The sequence below is a fragment of the Sphingomonas fucosidasi genome, from assembly GCF_036663855.1.
Classification (GTDB): domain Bacteria; phylum Pseudomonadota; class Alphaproteobacteria; order Sphingomonadales; family Sphingomonadaceae; genus Sphingomonas; species Sphingomonas faeni_B.
This window is the reverse complement of record NZ_JAXOJR010000007.1, coordinates 21,227-41,932: the sequence shown is the minus strand read 5'-3', so window position 1 is coordinate 41,932 and position 20,706 is coordinate 21,227. Positions and strand designations below refer to the sequence as shown.

At 61.5% G+C, this 20,706-nt stretch carries 19 protein-coding genes; 13 read left to right on the top strand and 6 right to left on the bottom strand.

From position 1 onward, the window contains the following. Window position 1 precedes the first annotated feature (1 nt). From U1737_RS13520 to U1737_RS13505, 4 genes are all read left to right on the top strand, one after another. Window positions 2-1,552: a recombinase family protein gene (locus U1737_RS13520; RefSeq protein ID WP_332797121.1), complete on the top strand. Its 1,551-nt coding sequence runs from the start codon at window positions 2-4 to the stop codon at window positions 1,550-1,552. Then, complete coding sequence (locus U1737_RS13515; protein WP_136189595.1) at window positions 1,549-2,427, top strand: plasmid partitioning protein RepB C-terminal domain-containing protein; 879 nt, start codon at window positions 1,549-1,551, stop codon at window positions 2,425-2,427. The genes U1737_RS13520 and U1737_RS13515 overlap by 4 nt, the downstream gene beginning before the upstream one ends. Beyond that, the gene (locus tag U1737_RS13510; protein WP_136189594.1) at window positions 2,424-3,308 is read left to right on the top strand and encodes a plasmid partitioning protein RepB C-terminal domain-containing protein; all 885 of its coding nucleotides are present in this window, start codon (window positions 2,424-2,426) and stop codon (window positions 3,306-3,308) included. The genes U1737_RS13515 and U1737_RS13510 overlap by 4 nt, the downstream gene beginning before the upstream one ends. 570 nt (window positions 3,309-3,878) lie before the next feature. After that, window positions 3,879-4,091 (top strand): DUF5818 domain-containing protein, encoded by a 213-nt coding sequence (locus U1737_RS13505; RefSeq protein WP_136189592.1) that lies wholly within the window; start codon window positions 3,879-3,881, stop codon window positions 4,089-4,091. 295 nt (window positions 4,092-4,386) lie between these two features. Here the strand turns inward: U1737_RS13505 and U1737_RS13500 are convergent, their stop codons facing one another. Next, window positions 4,387-5,553: a hypothetical protein gene (locus tag U1737_RS13500; protein ID WP_332797120.1), complete on the bottom strand. Its 1,167-nt coding sequence runs from the start codon at window positions 5,551-5,553 to the stop codon at window positions 4,387-4,389. A gap of 83 nt (window positions 5,554-5,636) precedes the next feature. Between U1737_RS13500 and U1737_RS13495 the strand changes: the two genes are divergently transcribed. From U1737_RS13495 to U1737_RS13485, 3 genes are read left to right on the top strand one after another with little or no spacing between them, the layout of a single operon-like run. Then, window positions 5,637-6,698, top strand: coding sequence for a GNAT family N-acetyltransferase (locus tag U1737_RS13495; protein ID WP_136189590.1), 1,062 nt, complete (start codon window positions 5,637-5,639; stop codon window positions 6,696-6,698). Beyond that, window positions 6,676-7,098 (top strand): ASCH domain-containing protein, encoded by a 423-nt coding sequence (locus U1737_RS13490; protein WP_136189589.1) that lies wholly within the window; start codon window positions 6,676-6,678, stop codon window positions 7,096-7,098. The genes U1737_RS13495 and U1737_RS13490 overlap by 23 nt, the downstream gene beginning before the upstream one ends. Continuing rightward, on the top strand, window positions 7,099-7,959 hold the full coding sequence (locus tag U1737_RS13485; protein WP_136189588.1) for an AAA family ATPase: 861 nt from the start codon (window positions 7,099-7,101) through the stop codon (window positions 7,957-7,959). It abuts the gene before it with no gap. 474 nt (window positions 7,960-8,433) lie between these two features. Here U1737_RS13485 and U1737_RS13480 read toward each other — a convergent pair whose 3' ends face one another. From U1737_RS13480 to U1737_RS13465, 4 genes are read right to left on the bottom strand one after another with little or no spacing between them, the layout of a single operon-like run. Then, a complete protein-coding gene (locus tag U1737_RS13480; RefSeq protein WP_136189587.1) occupies window positions 8,434-9,048 on the bottom strand; it encodes a peptidoglycan-binding protein in 615 nt (204 codons plus the stop codon). Next, a complete protein-coding gene (gene hxsC, locus U1737_RS13475; RefSeq protein WP_136189586.1) occupies window positions 9,045-10,127 on the bottom strand; it encodes a His-Xaa-Ser system radical SAM maturase HxsC in 1,083 nt (360 codons plus the stop codon). Before hxsC ends, U1737_RS13480 begins: the two co-directional genes overlap by 4 nt. Continuing rightward, window positions 10,124-11,536, bottom strand: a complete 1,413-nt coding sequence (hxsB, locus tag U1737_RS13470; protein WP_332797119.1) for a His-Xaa-Ser system radical SAM maturase HxsB — start codon at window positions 11,534-11,536, stop codon at window positions 10,124-10,126. The genes hxsC and hxsB overlap by 4 nt, the downstream gene beginning before the upstream one ends. Beyond that, the gene (locus U1737_RS13465) at window positions 11,533-11,715 is read right to left on the bottom strand and encodes a hypothetical protein (RefSeq protein ID WP_136189584.1); all 183 of its coding nucleotides are present in this window, start codon (window positions 11,713-11,715) and stop codon (window positions 11,533-11,535) included. The genes hxsB and U1737_RS13465 overlap by 4 nt, the downstream gene beginning before the upstream one ends. A gap of 218 nt (window positions 11,716-11,933) precedes the next feature. Here U1737_RS13465 and U1737_RS13460 point away from each other — a divergent pair, with 218 nt between their 5' ends. Beyond that, complete coding sequence (locus U1737_RS13460) at window positions 11,934-12,602, top strand: hypothetical protein (RefSeq protein ID WP_332797118.1); 669 nt, start codon at window positions 11,934-11,936, stop codon at window positions 12,600-12,602. Window positions 12,603-12,940: 338 nt separating this feature from the next. Here the strand turns inward: U1737_RS13460 and U1737_RS13455 are convergent, their stop codons facing one another. Next, window positions 12,941-14,221, bottom strand: coding sequence for a three-Cys-motif partner protein TcmP (locus tag U1737_RS13455; protein ID WP_332797117.1), 1,281 nt, complete (start codon window positions 14,219-14,221; stop codon window positions 12,941-12,943). Window positions 14,222-14,399: 178 nt separating this feature from the next. Between U1737_RS13455 and U1737_RS13450 the strand changes: the two genes are divergently transcribed. From U1737_RS13450 to U1737_RS13430, 5 genes are all read left to right on the top strand, one after another. Continuing rightward, complete coding sequence (locus tag U1737_RS13450; RefSeq protein ID WP_136189581.1) at window positions 14,400-15,140, top strand: DUF5131 family protein; 741 nt, start codon at window positions 14,400-14,402, stop codon at window positions 15,138-15,140. After that, window positions 15,140-16,303, top strand: coding sequence for a three-Cys-motif partner protein TcmP (tcmP, locus tag U1737_RS13445; protein WP_168711585.1), 1,164 nt, complete (start codon window positions 15,140-15,142; stop codon window positions 16,301-16,303). Before U1737_RS13450 ends, tcmP begins: the two co-directional genes overlap by 1 nt. Window positions 16,304-16,395: 92 nt before the next feature. Continuing rightward, window positions 16,396-18,195 carry a TniQ family protein gene (locus tag U1737_RS13440; RefSeq protein WP_136189579.1) on the top strand — a complete coding sequence of 600 codons (1,800 nt, stop codon included), beginning with the start codon at window positions 16,396-16,398 and terminating at the stop codon, window positions 18,193-18,195. A 194-nt stretch (window positions 18,196-18,389) separates the two neighbouring features. Further along, a complete protein-coding gene (locus U1737_RS13435; RefSeq protein ID WP_332797116.1) occupies window positions 18,390-20,399 on the top strand; it encodes a glycoside hydrolase family 84 protein in 2,010 nt (669 codons plus the stop codon). Continuing rightward, window positions 20,386-20,700 (top strand): GCN5-related N-acetyltransferase, encoded by a 315-nt coding sequence (locus U1737_RS13430; protein WP_248523003.1) that lies wholly within the window; start codon window positions 20,386-20,388, stop codon window positions 20,698-20,700. Before U1737_RS13435 ends, U1737_RS13430 begins: the two co-directional genes overlap by 14 nt. The last annotated feature ends 6 nt before the right edge of the window (window positions 20,701-20,706 follow it).

The following is a 20,706-nucleotide window of genomic DNA, read 5'->3' as shown; positions in this document are numbered from 1 at the left end:
GGTGCCAGCAGAGCCTCCAGACAAATCGGCGACCCGTGCTGCGCAGTATGTGCGCATGTCGACGGACCTTCAGAAATATTCGACCGAGAACCAGGCCGAAGCCATCGCCGACTATGCTGCGCGCAGGAACTTCGAAATCGTCCGCACCTACGCCGACGAAGGCCGCAGCGGTCTCAACATCGCGGGACGCGATTCGCTCAAACGCCTGATCAACGACGTGCAGGACGGCGATGCTGACTATGAAGCAATCCTCGTATACGACATCAGTCGCTGGGGCCGGTTCCAAGATGCGGACGAAAGCGCGTATTACGAATTTATCTGTCGCCAACGAGGGATACATGTCCACTATTGTGCGGAGCAGTTCGAGAACGACGGAAGCTTCCAGGCCGACATAATAAAGACTGTCAAGCGCATGATGGCCGGCGAGTATAGCCGAGAGCTGTCGACCAAGGTCTTCGCCGGGCAATGCAGGCTCATCACGCTCGGCTATCGTCAGGGGGGGGCCGCGGGATACGGACTGCGGCGACGTCTCGTGAACGAGCATGACGAACCGAAGGCCATGCTGGCGGCCGGCGAGCAGAAAAGCCTTCAGACCGATCGCGTCATCCTAGTGCCGGGACCCGTCGCTGAAATCGATACCGTCCGCCGCATGTATCAAATGTTCGTGATCGAACGCCGTTCGGAACGCGAGATCGCGACGCTTCTCAACAAGGAGGGTCTAGTCACAGATCTCGGCAGGCCGTGGAACCGCGCGGTCGTCCGCCAGATCCTGACCAACGAGAAATACATCGGCCATAACGTCTACAATCGGGTTTCGTGCAAGCTGAAGAAGAAGCGCATCGTCAACACGCCGGACATGTGGATACGTAGGCTCGGTGCCTTCGAGGCGATCGTCGACCCTGGACTCTTCGAAGCGGCGCAGACCATTCTCGCGGAGCGCGCCCGCCGGTTCTCTGATGCGGACCTTCTCGGGATGCTGTCCGAACTGCTGTCGGTCAGAGGCGCTTTGTCCGGCATGATCATCGACGAGGTCGAGGCGATGCCGTCAACTGCGGCCTATCGAAACCGTTTCGGCAGCCTGCTCCGCGCATACCAGCTGATAGGCTACGCCCCAGTCCGCGACTTTCGTTACGTCGAGACCAATCGGCAGCTCCGCCTCATGCATCCCGACGTTTTGGCGAGCACCATCGCGGGCATCGAAGCGATCGGCGGACATGTCGCAGTAGACGGGACCACGGATCTGCTCTTCGTCAACCACGAGGTGACGATCGCGGTCGTCATCGTCCGGTGCCAGACGACCGCGGCCGGATCGTTGCGCTGGCGAGTCCGCCTCGACGCCGGTCTCCGCCCCGACATCACCGTCGTCGTCCGCATGGCGCCAGACAACGGGTCGGTCCGAGACTACTACCTCCTACCTTGGCTAGACCGTGGGTCGGATCCGCACATCGGCATGGCAGAGGAGAACGGCATCATGCTCGACGCCTATCGAACGGAGGATCTGGCGCCCCTCTATCACCTGCTGCGACGTCATGCGGTGGAGTATGCGCTGTGACCCCTGATATCATCGACATCCCCATCGTCGCGATAGAGGTCCTCAATCCCCGAGCGCGCAACCGCAAGGTGTTCGACGAACTGGTCGAGAGCATCCGCGCGGTCGGCCTCAAACGCCCCATCACGGTCAGGCGGGGCCCCTCCGGGAATGGCTACGAACTGGTCTGCGGACAGGGCCGCATGGAGGCCTTCGTCAAATTGGGCGAGACGTCCATTCCCGCCGTCATCATCGAAGCGACCCGAGAGGAATGCTACGTGATGAGCCTCGTGGAGAACATGGCCCGCCGAAACCTGACGCCGCTCGAACTTATCCGCGAAATCGGTGCGCTCAGGGAGCGTGGCTACGGTCATACGGAGATAGCCCGCAAGGTCGGCTTCAGCCCGGAATACGTCTGGACGATCAACTTCCTTCTCGACAGGGGCGAGGAGCGATTGCTGGATGCGGTCGAGCGAGGCGTCATCCCGCATACGATCGCTGCCGAGATCGCTCGTGCCGACGACACGCAAGTGCAGCGAGCGCTGACGGAAGCCTATGAGGCCGGATCGCTGCCGGGCACACAGATCCTGGCGATCCGCCGGATCGTCGATCAGCGAAATCTGATCGGAAAAGGAATCAAGTCGATCAGAACCGGCGCGAGGCGCAGTCAGCCCACTACGGCTGCGTCCCTAGTCCGCGCCTATCAGAAGGAGGTGGAACGCCAGCGGCTGCTCGTGAAGAAGGCCACACTGACGGAAGGACGACTGACGTTCATAGTGGGCGCCATGGGCAAGCTTCTCGCCGAAGACCATTTCGTCACGCTTCTTCGGGCGGAGGGCATGGCGAACCTTCCTCAACCGATCGCGCGGCGTCTGGGCAAGGCCGGCGACGCAGCATGACGGAACCCGTGCACATATCGTTCGAACGCAAGGTGTTTGAGCTGCCGCTCGATACGATCCTTCCGCTCCGGCCGATGACCGACCGCATCACGGAGTCCAAACGGTATGCGAGGATTGCCACGTCGATAACCGAGGTCGGCATCATCGAACCGCTCGCCGTGACCGTCGCGGGCAAGAACGGTCGACACATGCTGCTCGACGGACACCTTCGTCTTCATGCGCTGCGAGCGACCGGCGCCGCTTCTGCCCCCTGCATAGTCTCTGACGACGACGAGGCATTCACATACAACAAGCGTGTCAATCGACTTGCCACGGTCCAAGAGCACTACATGATCACCCGCGCTATCGATCGGGGAGTGCCCGCCAGACTGATAGCGGCGGCGCTGGGCATGGACGAAGCTCTCGTGGCACGACGCCGCACGATGCTCGACGGCATATCAGCGGATGCCATCGAGATCCTGAAGGACAAGCAGGTGACCGCGGTCGTCTTCGACGTCCTCCGCAAGCTCAAGCCCGAGAAGCAGTTCGCCGCAGCGGAGATGATGGCGGGAATGAACAACTTCACCGCAAGCTACGCACGCGCGATGCTCGCGGCGACACGGCAATGCGATCTTGCGAAACCTGATCAGCCCAAAAAAATACCTGGGGTGACGCCCGAGCAGATGGCTCGGATGGAGCGCGAACTGGAAACGCTCAACGCCGATTTCCGTGCACGCGATTCGACGTTCGGCGACGACGTCCTCGAACTCGTGCTGTCATCGCGCTATCTGAAGCGCCTGATCGAAAACGACAACGTCGCAGGCTATCTTACGTCCCGGCATCAGGAAATCATGAACCAGTTCCGGGCAATCGTAGATGCGACGTCACTGGATGCCACCTGACGCGCCAGCTGTCCTACAAGGAACATAACGGATACGCAGAACTGCCACGAGCCGATGGAGTCGCGTAATGATAGTCCTGGATCCCCCGCTTCTGCTCGCCGTCGCCGCGTTGATCGGCAGCCTGTCCTCGCTGGTCTGGGCGTTCCGACGATCTCGGTCGAGTCGATAGACGGCAGGCGGGGCGATCGTTGAGATGCCTTCGCTTGATTTCGGGGCTTTAGGATAAGATGATCATTCAACCCGCCTGATGAGATAGGCCAGCTTTGTTCAAGTATCGAAGTGGTGTCACATCGCACCGTAATCCAAAAACGCTGCGTTGACAGCCGAAGGGTGTTTGATAGTTTGGAATAGCCCCATACCTGGGACGGAGATCGTCATGCATCAGCTGTTGTTCGCCATTGCAACCCTTGCTTTAGTCGGTGCGCCCGCTCCGGCGTTCTCTACACCTTGCAAGGACGCAAAGGGCAGATTTGCGAAATGTCCCAATAAGCCCCCCCCGAAATCAGTCCGCTGCAAGACTGCCAATGGCAAGTTCGCAAAGTGCGGATCAGCTGGCGCAAAACCAGTCTAATGCCCATGGGTTCGAAGCACGAGGAGACCGGCCGGCTAGACCTGGAGAATGGAAATCTCGTGTTTCGACGGGATGCAGGAGGCACTTGGCGGCTCGACGCCTCACGTCGGGCTCAAGAGTTAGCCGGGGAAAGGGTAACCGTCGTTGGCACGCGCGTCGATTTTGATCTGCTGCAAACCATATCCGTCGAACGGCTCCGAAGCCCAATATAGAAACATCATTCGACTGTGTCGGCCTCGCACGGAATATCAACGCTTCATTCGGCCAAGCTGATGCCGAAAAACACAGACTGGGCACCCTCCCAAGCACCACATCGAACGATTTACGGGCTGGGAAGCCGCTCGTCGGCTTTCGGCCTCAAACAAGCGTGACGGCCGGTCTCCTTAATGAAGCAAGATAGGAAGGTTAATGCCTCCTCACACGCGGATGCGTTCGATTTTCAGTCCGTTATCCAAACGCCCTCTTGACCAAGAGCGGCCTAGGCGTTTGCCTTTATGGTCGATCCGCCTAGGACTGGGCGTTCCGTTTCAGGCGTGTGCCGATGCTTTGCATGACGCGGCGAGCGAGAGCTTTCAGTCTAGCTCCCAAGGCACGCCAAGGCATCGCAACAACCAGCCAGTATGCAAGGATGCACCCCGCGACGGCGGCGGCGGCTAGCAGGTCAGCGTGCAGCTGCGTCGAGGGGATCGGGTGACTCAGCCTCGCAGAGATGATTGCGGCCAGCAAGCTACCCATTGCCCCAAACAGCACGATCGCCACTGCATAGATACCGAGATGAACGCGAGCTGCCCGAAAGCTTGCAAACGCCGTGAAGGATTCCACAAATGCGTCATCGTTAGCTTTGGATGACCAATGATAGATCGCGAGACGACGGACCACCCCCGCCGGCGCTCGCCACGTGCTAGTGCGTGTTGGTTCGCCCTGCAGGTAGGGCGTCCATAGCCCAGCTTCGAGACGACGGACGTTCCTGAGCGGGCTGTGCTGGCTGGTGAGCTGTTGCTCGATGTCCCGGATCAGGAAGTAATGGATCTTCTCGATCCTGAAGGCGCCTTCGCCGACGCGTCGAGCTACCACGTCCGGATAGCTCCGCCGCTCGTTAAATCGGAACTCGGTGGTTTCAGTGATGCTGGTTGCGGTCGTCAGTCGCCAGTCGCCAGCGGCGATCTCGCTGCTGAAAAGGTCGCGAGAACGACCGTGCAGGTGAATGCGCAGCCGAACATAGTGTCCGCCAGCGCCAACGGATCGCATTCTGTCGCAGAGCGACTCGCCGAAGGTTACAATGGTTCCGTCCGACGCTGGCATAGCTACGGGCTCGAGGCTGAGATCTCGGTCGATGTCGAGCATCTGAACGGTGAGGTGCGGTTTGCCGTCCAGCTCCGTGCCGTAGAAACCCGAGTCGCCGCTCCCCGCCGTGACCAAGTCATTGAATACCGCCTTGAGAGTGTCTGCGTATCGAAGCGTTTCACCGAGGTCGGACATGCAGTCCAGTCGTAAAGGAACCGGAAAAAAGAGATGGAAGCGGCGTAGATTTTCGATTTCGGAAAGCCGAAAACCAACGTCGAAGAAGTTGAAGTCCGCAGATAGGTCGCGCCAGAGATTCACGTGCAGCTCAAGGCAGGGCGCCTGCCGATCTGGCTCGAGCGGGTCGAACCACAATGCAATTGTGCCTTCCATGTGGCTCCCCGGCGATCGCCGCGAAAGACGGCCGTGAGAAAGTAGCGGGTTGAGGGTGTCGTGGCCACCGGCTAGTGGGGGATATGGCTCAAACGCTCCAACTCGTAGGCTTCGACAAGGTGGACCTAGCAGACGCCTTCTTCGACTCGCTAAAGAAACAGTATTCTGAGTTCCCTCAGTGGTTTGCGAAGAAGAGCGCCGCGAAGGAGCCCGTCTACGTCATAGAAAAAGCGAAGAGCGGCGGACTTCGCGGCTTCATTTACCTCAAGGTGGAGACTGGCCCGCTTGACGACGTTCAGCCTCCACGTCCGGCTGCGCGGCGCCTCAAAGTAGGCACGCTGAAGATCGACGCTCACGGGACCAAACTCGGCGAGCGCGTCATTAAGAAGATTTTCGATCATGCGGTCAGCGAGGCTGTTGAGGAAATCTACGTGACCGTCTTTGATACGCACGCGAAGCTCATCGCGCTGTTCAAGCGCTATGGCTTTGCTGAGCAGGCCGCGAAAAAGACGCCAAACGGCACCGAGATCGTACTTGTCCGCGAAATGTCTGCTGCGACGGGCGATGCTGTAGCTGATTATCCATTTGTCCATACTGCTGAACGCAAATTCTGGCTTCTGGCGATCTATCCTGAGTATCATTCTAATCTATTTCCGGACTCGATCCTCAATACGGAATCTCCGGACATCCTCCAAGACGTGTCGCACACCAATACCATTCATAAGGTATATGTTGGCGGTGTCCCACTCACGCGAATGAAGCGCGGGGATGTGGTGATCCCGTATCGGACAACCGATATACCCGGTCGCGCCCGTTATCGTTCGGTCGCGACCTCAATCTGCGTAGTCGAGGAAGTCCAGAGCAGAAAGCAGCTCGGGAACGCAGAAGCTCTGGTTGCCTTCGCCGAGGAGCACAGCGTCTTCGATGAGAAGGAACTGCGCGACCTTTTTGGCGCGGGAAAGCCGCTCTATGCGGTGAAGATGACTTACAACTTGGCGCTACCAAAGAGGCCGAATCGGGAAGCCTTGCTTGAAGACGTTGGCGTCAGCGAGCAGCCTCGGTGGCAGCTTCGCGAACTCACCTTGGGCCAGTTTGAGCGCATCATTGAATTGGGCGAGGTAGATGAAGGTCTTATTGTCGATTAAACCCGAATTTGCGGAGCGCATATTCGATGGCTCCAAGCGGTTCGAGTTCAGGCGTTCGGTCTTTCGCGACCGGTCGGTGCAAACGGTCGTCTTATACGTAACGCGGCCGGTCGGGATGATAATAGGCGAATTTGACGTCGCCCGGATCATAACCGCGACGCCGGACGGTCTATGGGAGCATACCTCCGAATATGCCGGAATTAGCCGCGAGTTTTTCGACAGCTACTTCGACGGGAGGCCCAGCGCCAACGCCATCGAAGTTGCGGAGGCTCGACGTTTTGCCAGTCCTATCGAGCCTGCTTCCGCGATCGAGAACTTCACACCTCCCCAATCCTACATGTATGTGAGCGACGACTTAGGCCGGGTCAAAGGCGACGATCGACAACTGGAACTGCTTTGAATGACAGCTGAAGGCGAACGCCCCGGCGTCGCGTGCGCGCGGGCAGGCCCCGTCGCCGGCCTCTTCGGCATTTCCGGGGTTGGCAAGACTTGGCTGGGATCTGGATTAGTAGCAGCAATGCCAAATATCCTGCATCTGCAGGCGAGCACCTTGCTGCGGCAGGCTCATGGTATAACCGACGAGGCTCTGCGCACTTCATCGGCCGAAGATCTCAGATCTAACCAGGTGGCACTAGCGCTGGCGATGCGTGACGCCAGACTGGGACAGCAAAATCGACCGGTCTTGATCGATGCGCACAGTGTGATCGACAACGACAAGGGGCTGGTCTGGATTCCATACGAGGCAATAGAGCCTCTATGTATAGGTCATTACCTCTTCCTGTCCGCCGACCCTGAGACGATTGCCCATCGTCGTGCCTGCTCTGATCGGGTGAGGCCAATTAGGTCGGTCGAGGTGCTGCGCGATCAGCAGCAGCAAGCACTTGCCGCTTGTAAAGATTATGCACAGCAAAGCGGCGCCCCGTTAACGGTGCTGGAATCGACGGACGGGGCAGAGAACCTGACCTCGGCTCTGTGCGTATTCCAGGAGCTCACAGATACGACAGCACAATCGGGCGGGACGGGCATGAACATCCGGCAAATCACCCAAGCGATCAACGGTCTCGATGCGCAGGGCCATGCTCGGATTTGGATTGCGCTCCGCGACGGCGAAGGTGTGGAGGTGCCTTTGGGTGAAGACAACGCCGCACTAACCTTCGACGATAAGGATGGTGCTGTGACATTCAGTATCGGAGGCAAGCCGCGAACGACGGCGATACGTCTCGAAGATATAGATGCGATCCGGGCATCTGGCGAAGATTGATCCGGCCGATCAAATTGCACGACCGAAATCGTCGGCTGCCCGGTATAGATGCACCCTACAGTCCGACGTATGCCATTAGACGCCGTCGCTTGCTACTCAGTCCGTGAACGAGGGCCGCGTCCACTTTTTTCGTCCAATACATATTTCGGCTGCCGCCTGCTGATCTATAAACCCGAATGATTGAATGTCATAAATTGGGAAACGCGGGGAAGCGGCTGAATGTCAACTTATGGGTCATGCCGCCCTGCTGGCAGGCAGTTCCCCAACAAGCTGACGTCGTCGTCAAGAAACATCGAATATCGAAGCTCCACGCCGGTTGCGTAGGTCGCGCGATCAGGGAGATACCGTTCGAGCTCTAGGCACATCAGAAACAGGACGTCCGCGTGTCGCCGCGATTAGGTTCGCAACAATTACGTAAACCTCATTCCGCGAAGCCTCCTGGCTGCGGCATATCGCCGCGGTGAGTAAGACTTTTCAATCACTGGAAACCATCAGCGCGTCGAGCGTCTGTGGCGTGATCGTGCCCGTCACAGCCAGCGACCGCTGCCCTTGGAACTTGCGAAGTGCAGCCCTCAGCCGGGGTCCGACGATCCCGTCGATCGGCCCGACATACAGCTCGCGGGCCAGCAGGGCGATCTGCACCCGCCTCACGATCGAGGCGAACCGCTTCGTGCGTCCCGACAGCGTCTTCGCGGCCGGCTCCACCGCAGCGGCCCGTTCGGTGGGCGAGAACAGCGGCGAAGGCTGAGTTGGCGCAATGGGCTCGGATCGAACTGCAGGAGGCGTGTAGACGGGACGGACGGGAGCAATCGTTTCGCCGTAGTATCCGCCTCCGGTGCTCGACCTATGGCTGGTATGACTGTAGTGCCCGCCGCCGCCGTAGCCAGAGCGGTGGCTGGAGTGGCTGGAGTGGCTGCGATGGTCCGCCAGGACAACGGTGTGATCCTGTCGGAAGACGTCCATCAGCGTGCCATTGTCCTGATCGTCGCGGGGCCCCGTGAGATTGCGGACATACAACGCCTGCGCCGGATCGACGCCACCGAAACCCGCCGCCAGGAGTCCCGAAACAAGGTATTTGATGCGTCTCAAAGCGGTCTCACTCCTGCCTCGGCCTGTTCCGTGGGGTGCCATTCGAAAAAGCCGCTGCATGCGTCGCGCTCGCGGCAGGGCGAGCAGGCATCGGCATAGCGCCTCTTCCAGTCCGAGATGGACGCGCGCGCCAGACCCCGCCATGCGACCGGCACCGTGCAGCGCGGAAAGTTGAAGAGCTGGGCACGGACTCCGCGGAGCATCGCCTGATCGATGGCCTCCCCGATCGGCGCGAAATCGGCGGCATGATCCACGAACAGCGACGCCCAGCGCGTGCGGGCGAAGCCGATGTGCTCCAGCTGCATGATCGACCAGACCTCCACGAAGCGAAGACGTCTTGCGATGTAGCTCGCCAGGATCGGAAGAGCCTGGACGTTGTCGGCAATCAGCACCGTTCGGAGCTCGATCCGAGCCCCTGCCCGAGCAAGCACCGCCATGCTCGTCTCGAGCCGATCGAAGGCACCGTCCTTTCCGACGATGCGGTCGTGCAAAACGGCTTCGGCCGCATAGACCGGTATGCCCCAGGTCACCCGGCCATAGCGGGGATCTCGAAGCCGGACGACGTCCGCGTCGTCGAAGAACTGGCCGTTCGTCAGGACGTGGAACTCTATGTCCGACCGCTCGCCGAGGACGCGCTCCATCATGCCGAGCAGATCCGACTTGTAGAGCGTCGGCTCGCCGCCCGAGACGCCGATCAGACTTCCAGGCTCCGCTAGCAGGCAGGCCTCCTCGAACAGCGCGAACCGGTCGACATGGGTCTTCTTGGGTGGCTGCGAACACATCAGGCACAGCTGGTCGCAGCGCTCGGTCACCAGCAGGGTGTTGTGCGTGGACCCTCGGCGCAGGATGCGTTCGGCCCGTCCGCCCGCAGGGTCGACTATGATGACGTCGCCCTCGAGTTCGGCAGCCGTTGCGCCATCGATCGCGACCAGGCCGTTACGTCCCACATACGTCGCGCCATCGACGTCCTCGCCGATCAGTTCGAAATCGTGAACACCATTCGAGCTGCCAGTGCGGCCGAGTCGCGCCACATAGGGGCGCTCCGCATCCGACATGGCGGGAAGCGTCAGTCTGATCATGACAGGACCTCTCCGAACCTGCCAGGCGTTCCGGTCAGCCGCAGCCAACGCGCGAGGGAATGACGGACGGCGGGTTCATCGGAATAGATAAGCTCGAAGACGAGGTCGAACATCGCGAGGTGCCGGCGACAGAACTCCGTTTCGTGACGCGGCATGTCGATCCGACCGTAGCGCGACAGGTCGTCGATCAGATCCCTTCCGCAGAAAGGCTGATACGCACACCGCTGACATGTCGGATCGAAACGGTTGGTCGCAAGAGCGTTCAGCTGGTCCCGCATATCGCCCTGCCAACCCTGGAACACGTCGCCCATCGCGAGATCGATGACACCTGACCGGGTCAACATGCGTGCCTCGTCGGTCGGATAGACATGACCGTCATAGTCCACGACCACGTAGTCGACGCCGACCGGGTTGGGATCCCGAAGGTCGACGTGGCGATCCGCCCCGGGCTGGAAGACGCGGCGGAGGCAGATGCTGAAGTAGGTCTCCTCAAGCACCCGACTCCGATCCGTCCAGTTCCGCTCGATCAGCCGCCGGACGAACGCGGCGTGATAGTCTCGCCATGCCGCATCCAGCTCGCGGACCTCGGCATGTCGCTTGCGGGCGAAGCCCTGATAGTTGATCGGCCTGAGGAAGACGCTGTCGATGCCGTGCGCCACGTAGCTGTCGATCAACGCGTCCATGTCCGGCAGACAGGCGGGATCGACCGTCGGCAGCGCGGACACCTTGGTGGCCCCGTATCGATCAACGACGAACCGCAGGTTCTCGAGGAACGTGTCCGTCGTGGCGGCGTCGCCCGTGCGCTGCCGCGCGTGCGTCGACACGTCGCCATCGAGCGACGTGCTGATGAACACGTCCGGCCGGTCGAACAGCGTGATCACCTCGTCGCCGAGGCGCTGCAAATTGGTGCAGATCACGAACTGGCGCCTGGCGAAGCGTTCGCATCGCTCGATCACCGCGCGGATCAGATCCGGTCGCAGGGTTGGCTCGCCGCCCTGGAACTCTATCTTGACCTGGTCGACCTCCAACGCGTCGATCACCTCAAGGACCGCCGTCAGCGTGCGGTCGCTCCAGTCGAAGCCCGTGCTGCGCTCCGCCACGCGAGAGACCTGGCAATAACTGCAGCTCAGATTGCATCGGAGCGTGGGAACGAGGATCAGATAGTCGAGAGCCCCCGCACCGCCGACCCGGCGCGCAATTGCGTGGCCGTGCGCCACCTGTCCGAGAGCGTCGCCTTCGGCCACGAGCAGGCCTTCTCGGGCAAGCGACTTCCGGTCTTCACGCGTCAGCGCGTCGGTGCCGAGCCGCTCTACGATCGACCGTGGGCCCACCGCGAAGGCGCCGGAATCGCCGACCAGCAGCATCCGACCGGGCGATATGGGGCGCGCCTTGACGGGGAGAAACGTCACGCGATCAAGCTCGAAAGCACGGCTTCACGGCCTTCGGCGTTTTCTGCCAGAAGCCGCTCGTTCGCGAGCGCGCAGGCCCACGCGTCCTCCATCTGACTTCGGCTGAGCAGCGAAGATCGCAGCACCATGACGCCGTCTTCGGCACCATCCGCCGAAATCGAAGGATAAAACGCGATCAACCAATATAATGCCGCCTCGAACGGACCGGCGGCGCCTATCCGCAGCTCTTCGATGTGATCAGTCCCCAAGCAATGCACCCTCCCCCAGAGTGCAAGTGCTGAAGGCTACGCGTGACACAACAGCGACACAAGCGCCGATACATCGATTTCGAGGCGAACAAGCCGGTTGAGCACTTCTGCAGGACCGCTATGTTCGACACCGGAAAAGGGGAACTGCCATGCCGGGGAGAACAACGCCTGCGTCGTCCAAGACGTCGAAAACAGGCGTAGGCTGGCTGATTGCGATCGTCGGCGGACTCTTCCTGATCGGAAACATATCGAAGTGCTCGTCGAGGACTTCGACGGCCAGCGCTGCCGACGTGGCCATCAGCGATTCGCCGATAAAGACGCTCAATTCAGCTGTTGCCGCTCAGACCCCGCCCCCCATAGAGGCCCTGAACGCTGCGGGCGCGTCGATCGGTTTTGCAAACATGCGCAAGGCCGTCTCTGCCGAAGGCCTGTCGGGAGCGATGATCTACAGCCAGAACTGCTACGACGCGCTGTCGCGAGCTTTCAGCTGGCGACGCCTCGACGTCTGTGGGGCTGCTTACCTCAAGGCGATCGCATCCGTGCCGGAGGACGACATCACCGCGATGAGCCGAGAGATCGCCTACTTCCAGAGCGAAGTCGCAGCCGCCAGGTATCTGGGTGCCGTCACTGGAGCGGGCGCATCGGCGGCGGAAGCAGACGAACGCATCGCGGCGATGCAGGCCAGACTCCCGGCGGCGAAACCAGCCGAGGCAGTCGAGGTCATACCTATCGATCCGGATGTCACGTCGCCTGATCTCGAAACACCCGCGAACGCAGATGCCGTAGAAAGTTTCAATCAATCCCCTCAAGAAACGTAGCGCGCGGTGATCCACGGCGCGATTCCGCTCTGTTCCGTCGCGCCCACAAGGACTTTAACGACGAATCGCTGCTACTACACACCTAAACTATCTGCATTGATCGGGGCCCGCTCAGAGTAGCGCGAGGCAGGGCCGGCAGACGTCGCGAAGACCGTCACGGGTCGAGATCGTCGAAAACGTCGATGAAGTCGCACGGTGAGATCCGCTACCAGTTCTTGGTCGCCTTCGGACCTGTCGTGGCGATGGCGCTTCGCTTCACGCATCCAAGCTTCTACACCCAGATAGCCACGGCTTTCGAAGCTGCGCTCAATGACGAGAAGCCACCGGATAGTCCCGGGCTACGCGGCCTGTCGATCGAAGACCGAGAACAGTCCAGGCTGCCTAGACAGGCTGATCTCGTCGTTCCAATCGAACTTCCTGACCGACCGACGCAGAGCGCCGGTCGGTGCGGCTATCATGACGTCCTTCGCCTCGCGGAGCTGCACCAATGCCGCGTCGACGATGCTGGCTATCACAGGCGCCTCGTTGCAGTGCGACGCGAAGAGCGCCTTCTTGGTCAACGGCCCTGCGCCGGCAAGCGCGCGAGCATGAAGCATCCTGGCGAGCTGATCGACCACCGCCACCTCGGATCTGGTCCGAGCATTGTCGTTAAATCCGAAATCCAGCATGTCCTCGCGGACGTCCTGGTCAGGTTGGAACCCTAGCGAATTGAACCCGGCTCGCCCGAAATGCTCGAACGTGTTCTCCATCGACCAGTGGATCTTGCCCATCTCCTCGCGTGCCTGGTGATGCTTCGACAGATGCAGCAGCCAGTAGTCCCGGTTCGATCCGCCGTCCGGATGGATGAAGAAGGGCGTGTAGTAGTCCGCGCCGGTATTGCGTTGGATGTGCTCGTAAAGCGTGTTTTGGATGAGCCTCTTCCAACCACGCATCTCCTTCATCTGAAGCATGTCTCGGACGTCATCGCGGTCCAAATCGATGGCGGCGAGCCCGGCAGTGCCTATCATCCGGTCGTTGAGCAGGTTCACGAGATTGTCGACCATGAAGGTCAGGACGACTTCCGGGTTCAGAAGCGCGCCCATGATGCGGCGGATCGTCGCGAACGTGACCGCGCTCCAACCGTATTGATCTAGGAAGAACAGCGACCGGTGTGCGGTTCCCTTCTTCCGGATGCGTTCGATCACTTCGCCGGCGACATCCTCGAACTTTGACGGCACGATGTGGATGTCGCGCCCGATACGCGCGCCATGCCCTTCCCGCTCCAGCAAATCCCTCAGGAAGTCGACGTGGTTGCTATTGGCGTCTACGAATACGAAGTCGGCCTTGATCTCGACGCCCCTCGCCCGTGCCGCCGCGACCTCGAGCTGCGCCCGCTCGACGGATGCAAGCATCCGCAAAGGAGATCCATCCACTTCCGATCCATCTAGCAGATACCGACCGCCGCCGCAGAAGCCGTCAACGATCGTCAGATTGAGTTCCCGGACGCGGTGGCTCTTCGTCAACGTTTGAATGTAGGCGCCGACATATCGGTCAAAGATCTCGTGCTTGGCAACGCTATGTCGCCCCAGCTCAGGGAGAGCGCCACCTACGATCCAATCATATCCCAGACTTGCCGCCATCGAGATTCACCTCTCCGACGTCCAGTCGTCGCGAACCAAGCTTATGGGTGCTTTGTTCGACTTCTGTCCAGCCCCCGGCCCTTCACGCTTCTCGCTTTCGCCACGATCGAAGCGCATTGTCGTTGCGCCTTGAGTCGCGATATGGCAGATTCACGGTTCGTTCCGGAGATGCGTGACTATGGCCGACGGCAGTGCAATCGAATGGACCGACGCAACGTGGAACCCGGTGACGGGCTGCACGAAGATCACGGCTGGCTGCGACAATTGCTATGCGGCTCGCTTCTCGGAGCGCTGGCGCGGCATACCCGGACATCCTTTCGAGAACGGCTTCGATCTGACGTTGCGGCCTGAGCGCATCGAGCAACCGCTCGCGTGGAAGCGGTCGAGGATGATCTTCGTCAACTCGATGAGCGACCTGTTCCACAAGGATGTCCCTCGGGAGTTCATCGATCGCGTGTTCGACACCATGGAGAAGGCCGACTGGCACGTGTTCCAGGTGCTCACGAAGCGGAGCTCGCTAATGCGGGACTACCTCAAGCGTCGTTACCGCAATGCGACGCCGCCGGACCACATGTGGTTCGGCGTCTCCGTTGAAGACAGCCGTTCCAGCGCACGCGTAACGCACCTCCGTCAGGCACCCGCCGCCGTCCGCTTCCTTTCAGTGGAACCGCTCATCGGTGCCGTCGGCGAGATCGACCTGTCGGGCATCCACTGGGTGATCGCTGGTGGCGAGAGCGGGCCCGGTGCCAGACCCATGGCGATCGAATGGGCTCGCGAGATCCGCGACCAGTGCGCGCAGCAAGGCGTGGCGTTCTTCTTCAAGCAATGGGGTGGCATCAGGCCAAAGACGGGCGGGCGGGACCTGGACGGGCGAGAATGGAACGAGTTGCCCGTTCCGGTGGCGTCCCGAGCAGCCTGATGCGACCGGACATCGCGAACTACGGCGGCCGCGAGCAGGCCTACGTCAAGCACCACTTCCTCGCGGACTACGTTGAGAAGCTCGTGTTCAAGGTCGCGAGCCATCGCGACGTAGTCTACGTCGACGGGTTCTCAGGGCCCTGGAAGGATCAGGGCGAGAATTTCGAGGACACCTCGTTCGGCATCGCTCTCGAAGCTCTTCGTCGTGCGAAGCAGGCCTGGGCCCGGCTCGGTCGTGGCGACCGGAAGATGACCGCCCTACTGGTCGAGAAAGACCCGCAAGCCTACGAACGCCTCCAGGAGATCATCCCTCGATACCCAGACATTACGATCACAACCTTCAACGATGACTTCGTGAAGGTCGTGCCGGATCTGCTCGCGGCGATACCCGACGACGCGTTCTCCTTCGTTCTAATGGATCCCAAAGGGTGGAAGATCGACATGCACGCGGTTGCGCCGCTGCTTAGTCGATCGAACTGCGAAGTCGTATTCAACTTCATGTTCACGATGATCAACTGGTCGGCCTCAATGCCGAACGCCGCCATCCAAGCCGGCCTTGAGGCCTTAATGCCAGCGACCGCTTGGAAGGCGAAACTCGACGACCTTGAGGTCGTGGCCGGCGAGACAGTCGCAGAAGCCCGCAAGCGGGTGCTCGTGTCGGCGATCAGTTCCGTCGTCGAACGCCTAGGCGGATACCCCTTCGTGATGGAGACCCCGGTCCTCTTCCCGACCAAGGACCGAACCTTCTATTCGCTGATCTACGCGACGCGCAGCACCAAGGGCATCGAAGTGTTCCGAGACTGCCAGCACGCCACTCTGAAGGCGCAGGATCAGGTGCGTGCCGATCTGCAGACGGCCAAGCGAGACGACCTGTTCGGCACCGCCGACATGTTCGGCAGCCCCATGACTGGAAACGAGTTCGCTGGGCGATGGATGGCGGAACAGGAAGCTTTGGCACGAGAGGCTCTGTTGAACAGGGTGCCGATAGGTCCGCAGTCGATCGCCTACGGTGCTCTATGGCCACCGATTCTAGCCCAGTATGGCGTCCGAAAGACGCGGCTCGGGCGCATCGCGGCCGAATTGAAAGACCGAGGAGACATACGCTTTCTTGACTGGGGACATCGCAAACAGGTCCCGGACGATGGGTATCGGGTCACGCGCTGACGCGAGCGCGCCGCCGCGTTCTCAAGCCTACGAACAGATAAAGACATTCGCTAACGCGACCTTAGCATGCGCCCTGCAATGAAATTGCCGATATGCTCGGCAAAGCTCCACATCCATACCCGGACGAACATCTGGGAAGCTATCTCCGGCGGCTCGTCACCCTAAACGGGTTGATCACGATCGGTCAGCTCCAGACCTTGATGGGAACCGGCAAGGTCTTCACCCCGCGCAGCGACAACGGGGTTTGGAATAGATTCGCCGAGGTCACTGGCCTGCCGGACACGGTGCTGGCGCCGATGAGGTGGGACCTGCACGGCGAAGGCGACGACCGGTGGGTCGTCATGTCGGGCGCTCGAGTTCGCGCCACCTACCTGAACTGGTCGTTCCTGAGGATCTGTCCGGCCTGCCTGGCGGAACATGGCTACTCGCGTCAGAGCTGGTCCTTGCAACCCGTGACGGCTTGCGCCGAGCACGGCGTGCGGCTGAGCGATTGCTGCCCGTGCGGGAACCCGATCTCGACGGGCGCCACCAACTTCGTGTGGAACTGCCCGAAATGCGGCACGCATCTCGCGGACGCGCCTCGCACTCCCGCCAGCATCGAGGAAACGAACATGGCGGCGGCGTTTGCCCCTACCCCCGCCCAAGCCGCATATGGCTTTTCGCCCTTTCCCCAGGCTTTCATGTCGCTGGACCTGAGCGACAGGATCTCAGTCGTGGAGCGCCTGGGCAATATACACCGCCTAGCCCTCGTTTCAGAAGCAGCGCCTCCGATCAGGCCCGACAGGATCGCTAAAGTCGATCAGATATCGAAGCGCCGCCGACTTGACGACGCGAGGCCCATCACGATCGGGGCGCATCGACTGCTGAAGCGGTGGCCGGAAGCGTATATCGAGCTGCTGTTTCTGATTTCAGACAGGCACGGTCCGCCCATGCCCGGCGACCGGTTGATCAGCCGATTCGGAACGCCCGCTGGCGTCCTCGCGATGTCGAAGCTGCTGGGTCTCGACGGAACGCCCATAGGATTCGTCGACCAGCCCACTTCAAACTTCATGGTTCAGATAGGGGGATCAACGACGCGGCGAAACCGCACGCTCGGAGCGCAGGCCACACTGGCTAGACATGCTCCCAAGGCGAGTGGGATGAGCAGCATTGCCGCAGACGAGGCCATTTCCACCGGGCAGGCCGTGGCGCTGCTTCAAGGCACCGCCGCCAAGGTAAACTCGCAACGGATCCGACCTTGGGTGAAAACGGGCCTCCTGCCTGTCCATAAGCTGGCAGATGATATCCTGGTGGTGCGACGCGCGGACGTTGCTGACGTTGTCCGCAGGATCGAGGCGCTAAGGGCTGAAAACGATCACGACGACTGGTTGGAGATCGCGGAAACGTTACGTCTCGTCCGTCCGCCGTATAGACCCGAAGACCTAGTGCTCGATCTTTTGTGTGGCGACGTGACCGCGACTAGGATGCACCCCACCCGTTCAGGTCTGGCCTCGCTCGGGGTATCACGCTCCAGCCTGCAGCGACGACGGCGCGTGGCGATCGTCGCTGGGTGGCTGATGGGAGACGAATACCAACCCATAAAAAGGCTTTCGGACGAGATCGAGGCTATTTGGGGCAAGTATCTTCGGCTCGGCGTCGCGCAGGCCGACGCGATGGTCGACAAGGCTCTATGGCACAGAAGAATCGTCATGTGGACCGGCCCGAAATACGATATGCCCCAGAAGCATTACCGAGTGCGCGACGTCATTGAATGGGTGCAACAACAGGAAAGCGATCAAATTTTCCGTATCTCGCCTGAAGTGACGATCAAGGAAGCTGGATGGCGCAACGCCCTCGCGACGCCCACCACCCCCAACCAAAATGACAGCTTTTGGCCCGATTTTTCTATGTAATCACAGCTTATGCCGGATGCGGTTGACAGGTCGATGTGTGCGTAGGCAGTTTGGTAAGAGGGCGACGCTCAATATAGTTCACAGCTTATGCCCCGAGTTACAAAATCCTATCGGCACACGCCTGCTCGCTTGCCGGGACCGTCCGATCGTCCTACGACCCGATGACAAGACCAATCTGATACCGGGAGCAAGAGATGGCGCGACGTACCGGAGAAATCGGCGCCGCCGTGTCGCTGGTGGCACTACTCGCAGCGCTGGCGACGGCGCAACCGAGCCAAGCCGCCAGCTATCCTGCGATACGCCCTGCGATCTTCCCGACGCCCGCCACGATGACGCTGACGACGGGCACGATAGCCTTGGGCACGTCGGTCGTACTCGTCACTGCACCGGGCGCCGACCCCGATACCGTTGCGCTCGTTCGCACCATCCTGAAATCGGCGGGGGTGGAGACGATCGCATCCGCACGGCGCCTGCCCGCTGTCCCCGACCGCGTTCACATCGTTCTGGGCCTTGGTAGCGACGACATCGTCCGCCACGCGCTCGACCGCAGCAAAACCACGCTCGACACACATGCCGAGGGCTACACCATCGCCACGGTAGCAGCCGGCGCGACCGGCGCGGGTATCGTCACGCTCTCGGGGCACGACGCCGACGGCCTGTTCCACGCGGTCCAGACCTTCCGCCAGCTCGCCCGGAGCGCCAGCCTGCCCGCGCTGGTGATCCAGGATCACCCAGCAATGCCGATCCGCGGCACGATCGAGGGCTTTTACGGCGCGCCCTGGTCGATGGCGGATCGCACCAAGCATCTCGACTTCCTCGCCACGGTGAAGGCGAACACGTATGTCTACAGCCCGAAGGACGATCCGTACGCGCGCGATCGGTGGCGCGAGGCCTATCCCGCCGCGACGCTGTCGGCGCTCGGCACGCTGGCCAAGACCGCGCGGCGCAACCATGTCGACTTCGTCTACGCGGTCTCGCCCGGGCCGTCGGTCTGCTTCTCCGACCCCGCCGACGTGCAGGCGCTGGAACGCAAGTTCGACGCGCTGCGGGCGATCGGCGTCGGCAGCTTCTACGTCGCGCTCGACGATATCGAATACACCAAATGGAATTGCGAGCGCGACAAGACCGCGTTCGGCCCCTCGGGCGCGGAAGCGGCCGGCGTCGCACAGGCGCAATTGCTGAACGCGGTGCAGGCCGACCTGAGCACCAAGGACCCCGCCGCACGCGCGCTCATCATGGTGCCGACCGAATATTACGATGCGAAGGAAACCCCGTACAAGGCGGCGTTGCGCAAGCATCTGGACCCACGGATCGTCGTCCAGTGGACCGGCACCGACGTCGTCCCCCCCGCCATCTCGATCCCCGACGCCAAGGCGGCGACCAAGGCGTTCGGCCGCAAGACGCTGTTGTGGGACAATTATCCGGTCAACGACTATGCGCAGACCACCGGCCGGCTGCTGATGGCGCCCTATGCGCGGCGCGAGGCCGGGCTGTCGGGCGAGCTGACCGGCATCCTGTCGAACCCGATGAACCAGGAGGCCCCGAGCCGCCCGGCGGTCACCGGCGTGGCCGCGTTCGGCTGGAACGACACCGCGTACGATGCCGAGCGGACCTGGCATTTTTCCGCGCGGGAACTGGCGGGCGGCGACGAACGTGCGACCGCGGCTCTGCTGACCTTCTTCGATACGCAACACATGGCGCCGACCTTTGGCAGCCAGCCCTGGCAGGAGCAGGCACCGCGGCTCAAGGCGACGCTCGATGCGGTGCGGGAAGCACTAGCGGATGGCGATGCGGCAGCGCGGCAGCGGGCGATCGCGGACCTGACCGCGCGTGCCGACGCAATCGCCAACGCGCCCGACATCATCCGCTCCGGGACGATCGACCCCGGCTTCGCGGCGCAGGCGCGGCCTTGGCTCGACGCGATGCAGCGCTGGGGCCGCGCGCTCCAATTGACGGCCGCCGGGCTCGGCGCCGCCGATAGCGGCAGCACTGCCGCCGCACGCTATTTCGCCGAGGCGCGAACACTGGCGCGCGAGGCGGCTGCGATCACGACGATCCCCGGCGCGACCCGGTTCGATGGCCCGATCAAAATCGCGGACGGCGTGCTCGACGCCTTCGTCAGCGACGCGCCGACCCTGATTGCCGCCGCGCCGGCAATTGAGGCCGACGGCGCGGTACCGGTGCGATCCGATGGCCCCGAATGACCGGTCTTCAGCCGAGGCTCGCTGGCTGACGCTGACCCGCGACATCCTGCCGACAGCGGCGCCGACGCGTGGCTGGCCGGTCCGCGCCGATCATTGCTTCCAGCGTATCTTCCTCGACAACGCCTGCGGCGGCGTCTGGTACGACTTCATACCCGATCGCCCCGCCTATGCGCGCGCCGACCGCGTGGTGCTCGATCGCGCTATCGCGCTCGCCGAAGCGAGCTTGGCGGGCGAACTGGATCTGGCCGTACTCAATCGGCAATCGCTGGCGTGGCGAAGGGTCCGCGCGGCACGCAAATGACGCCCG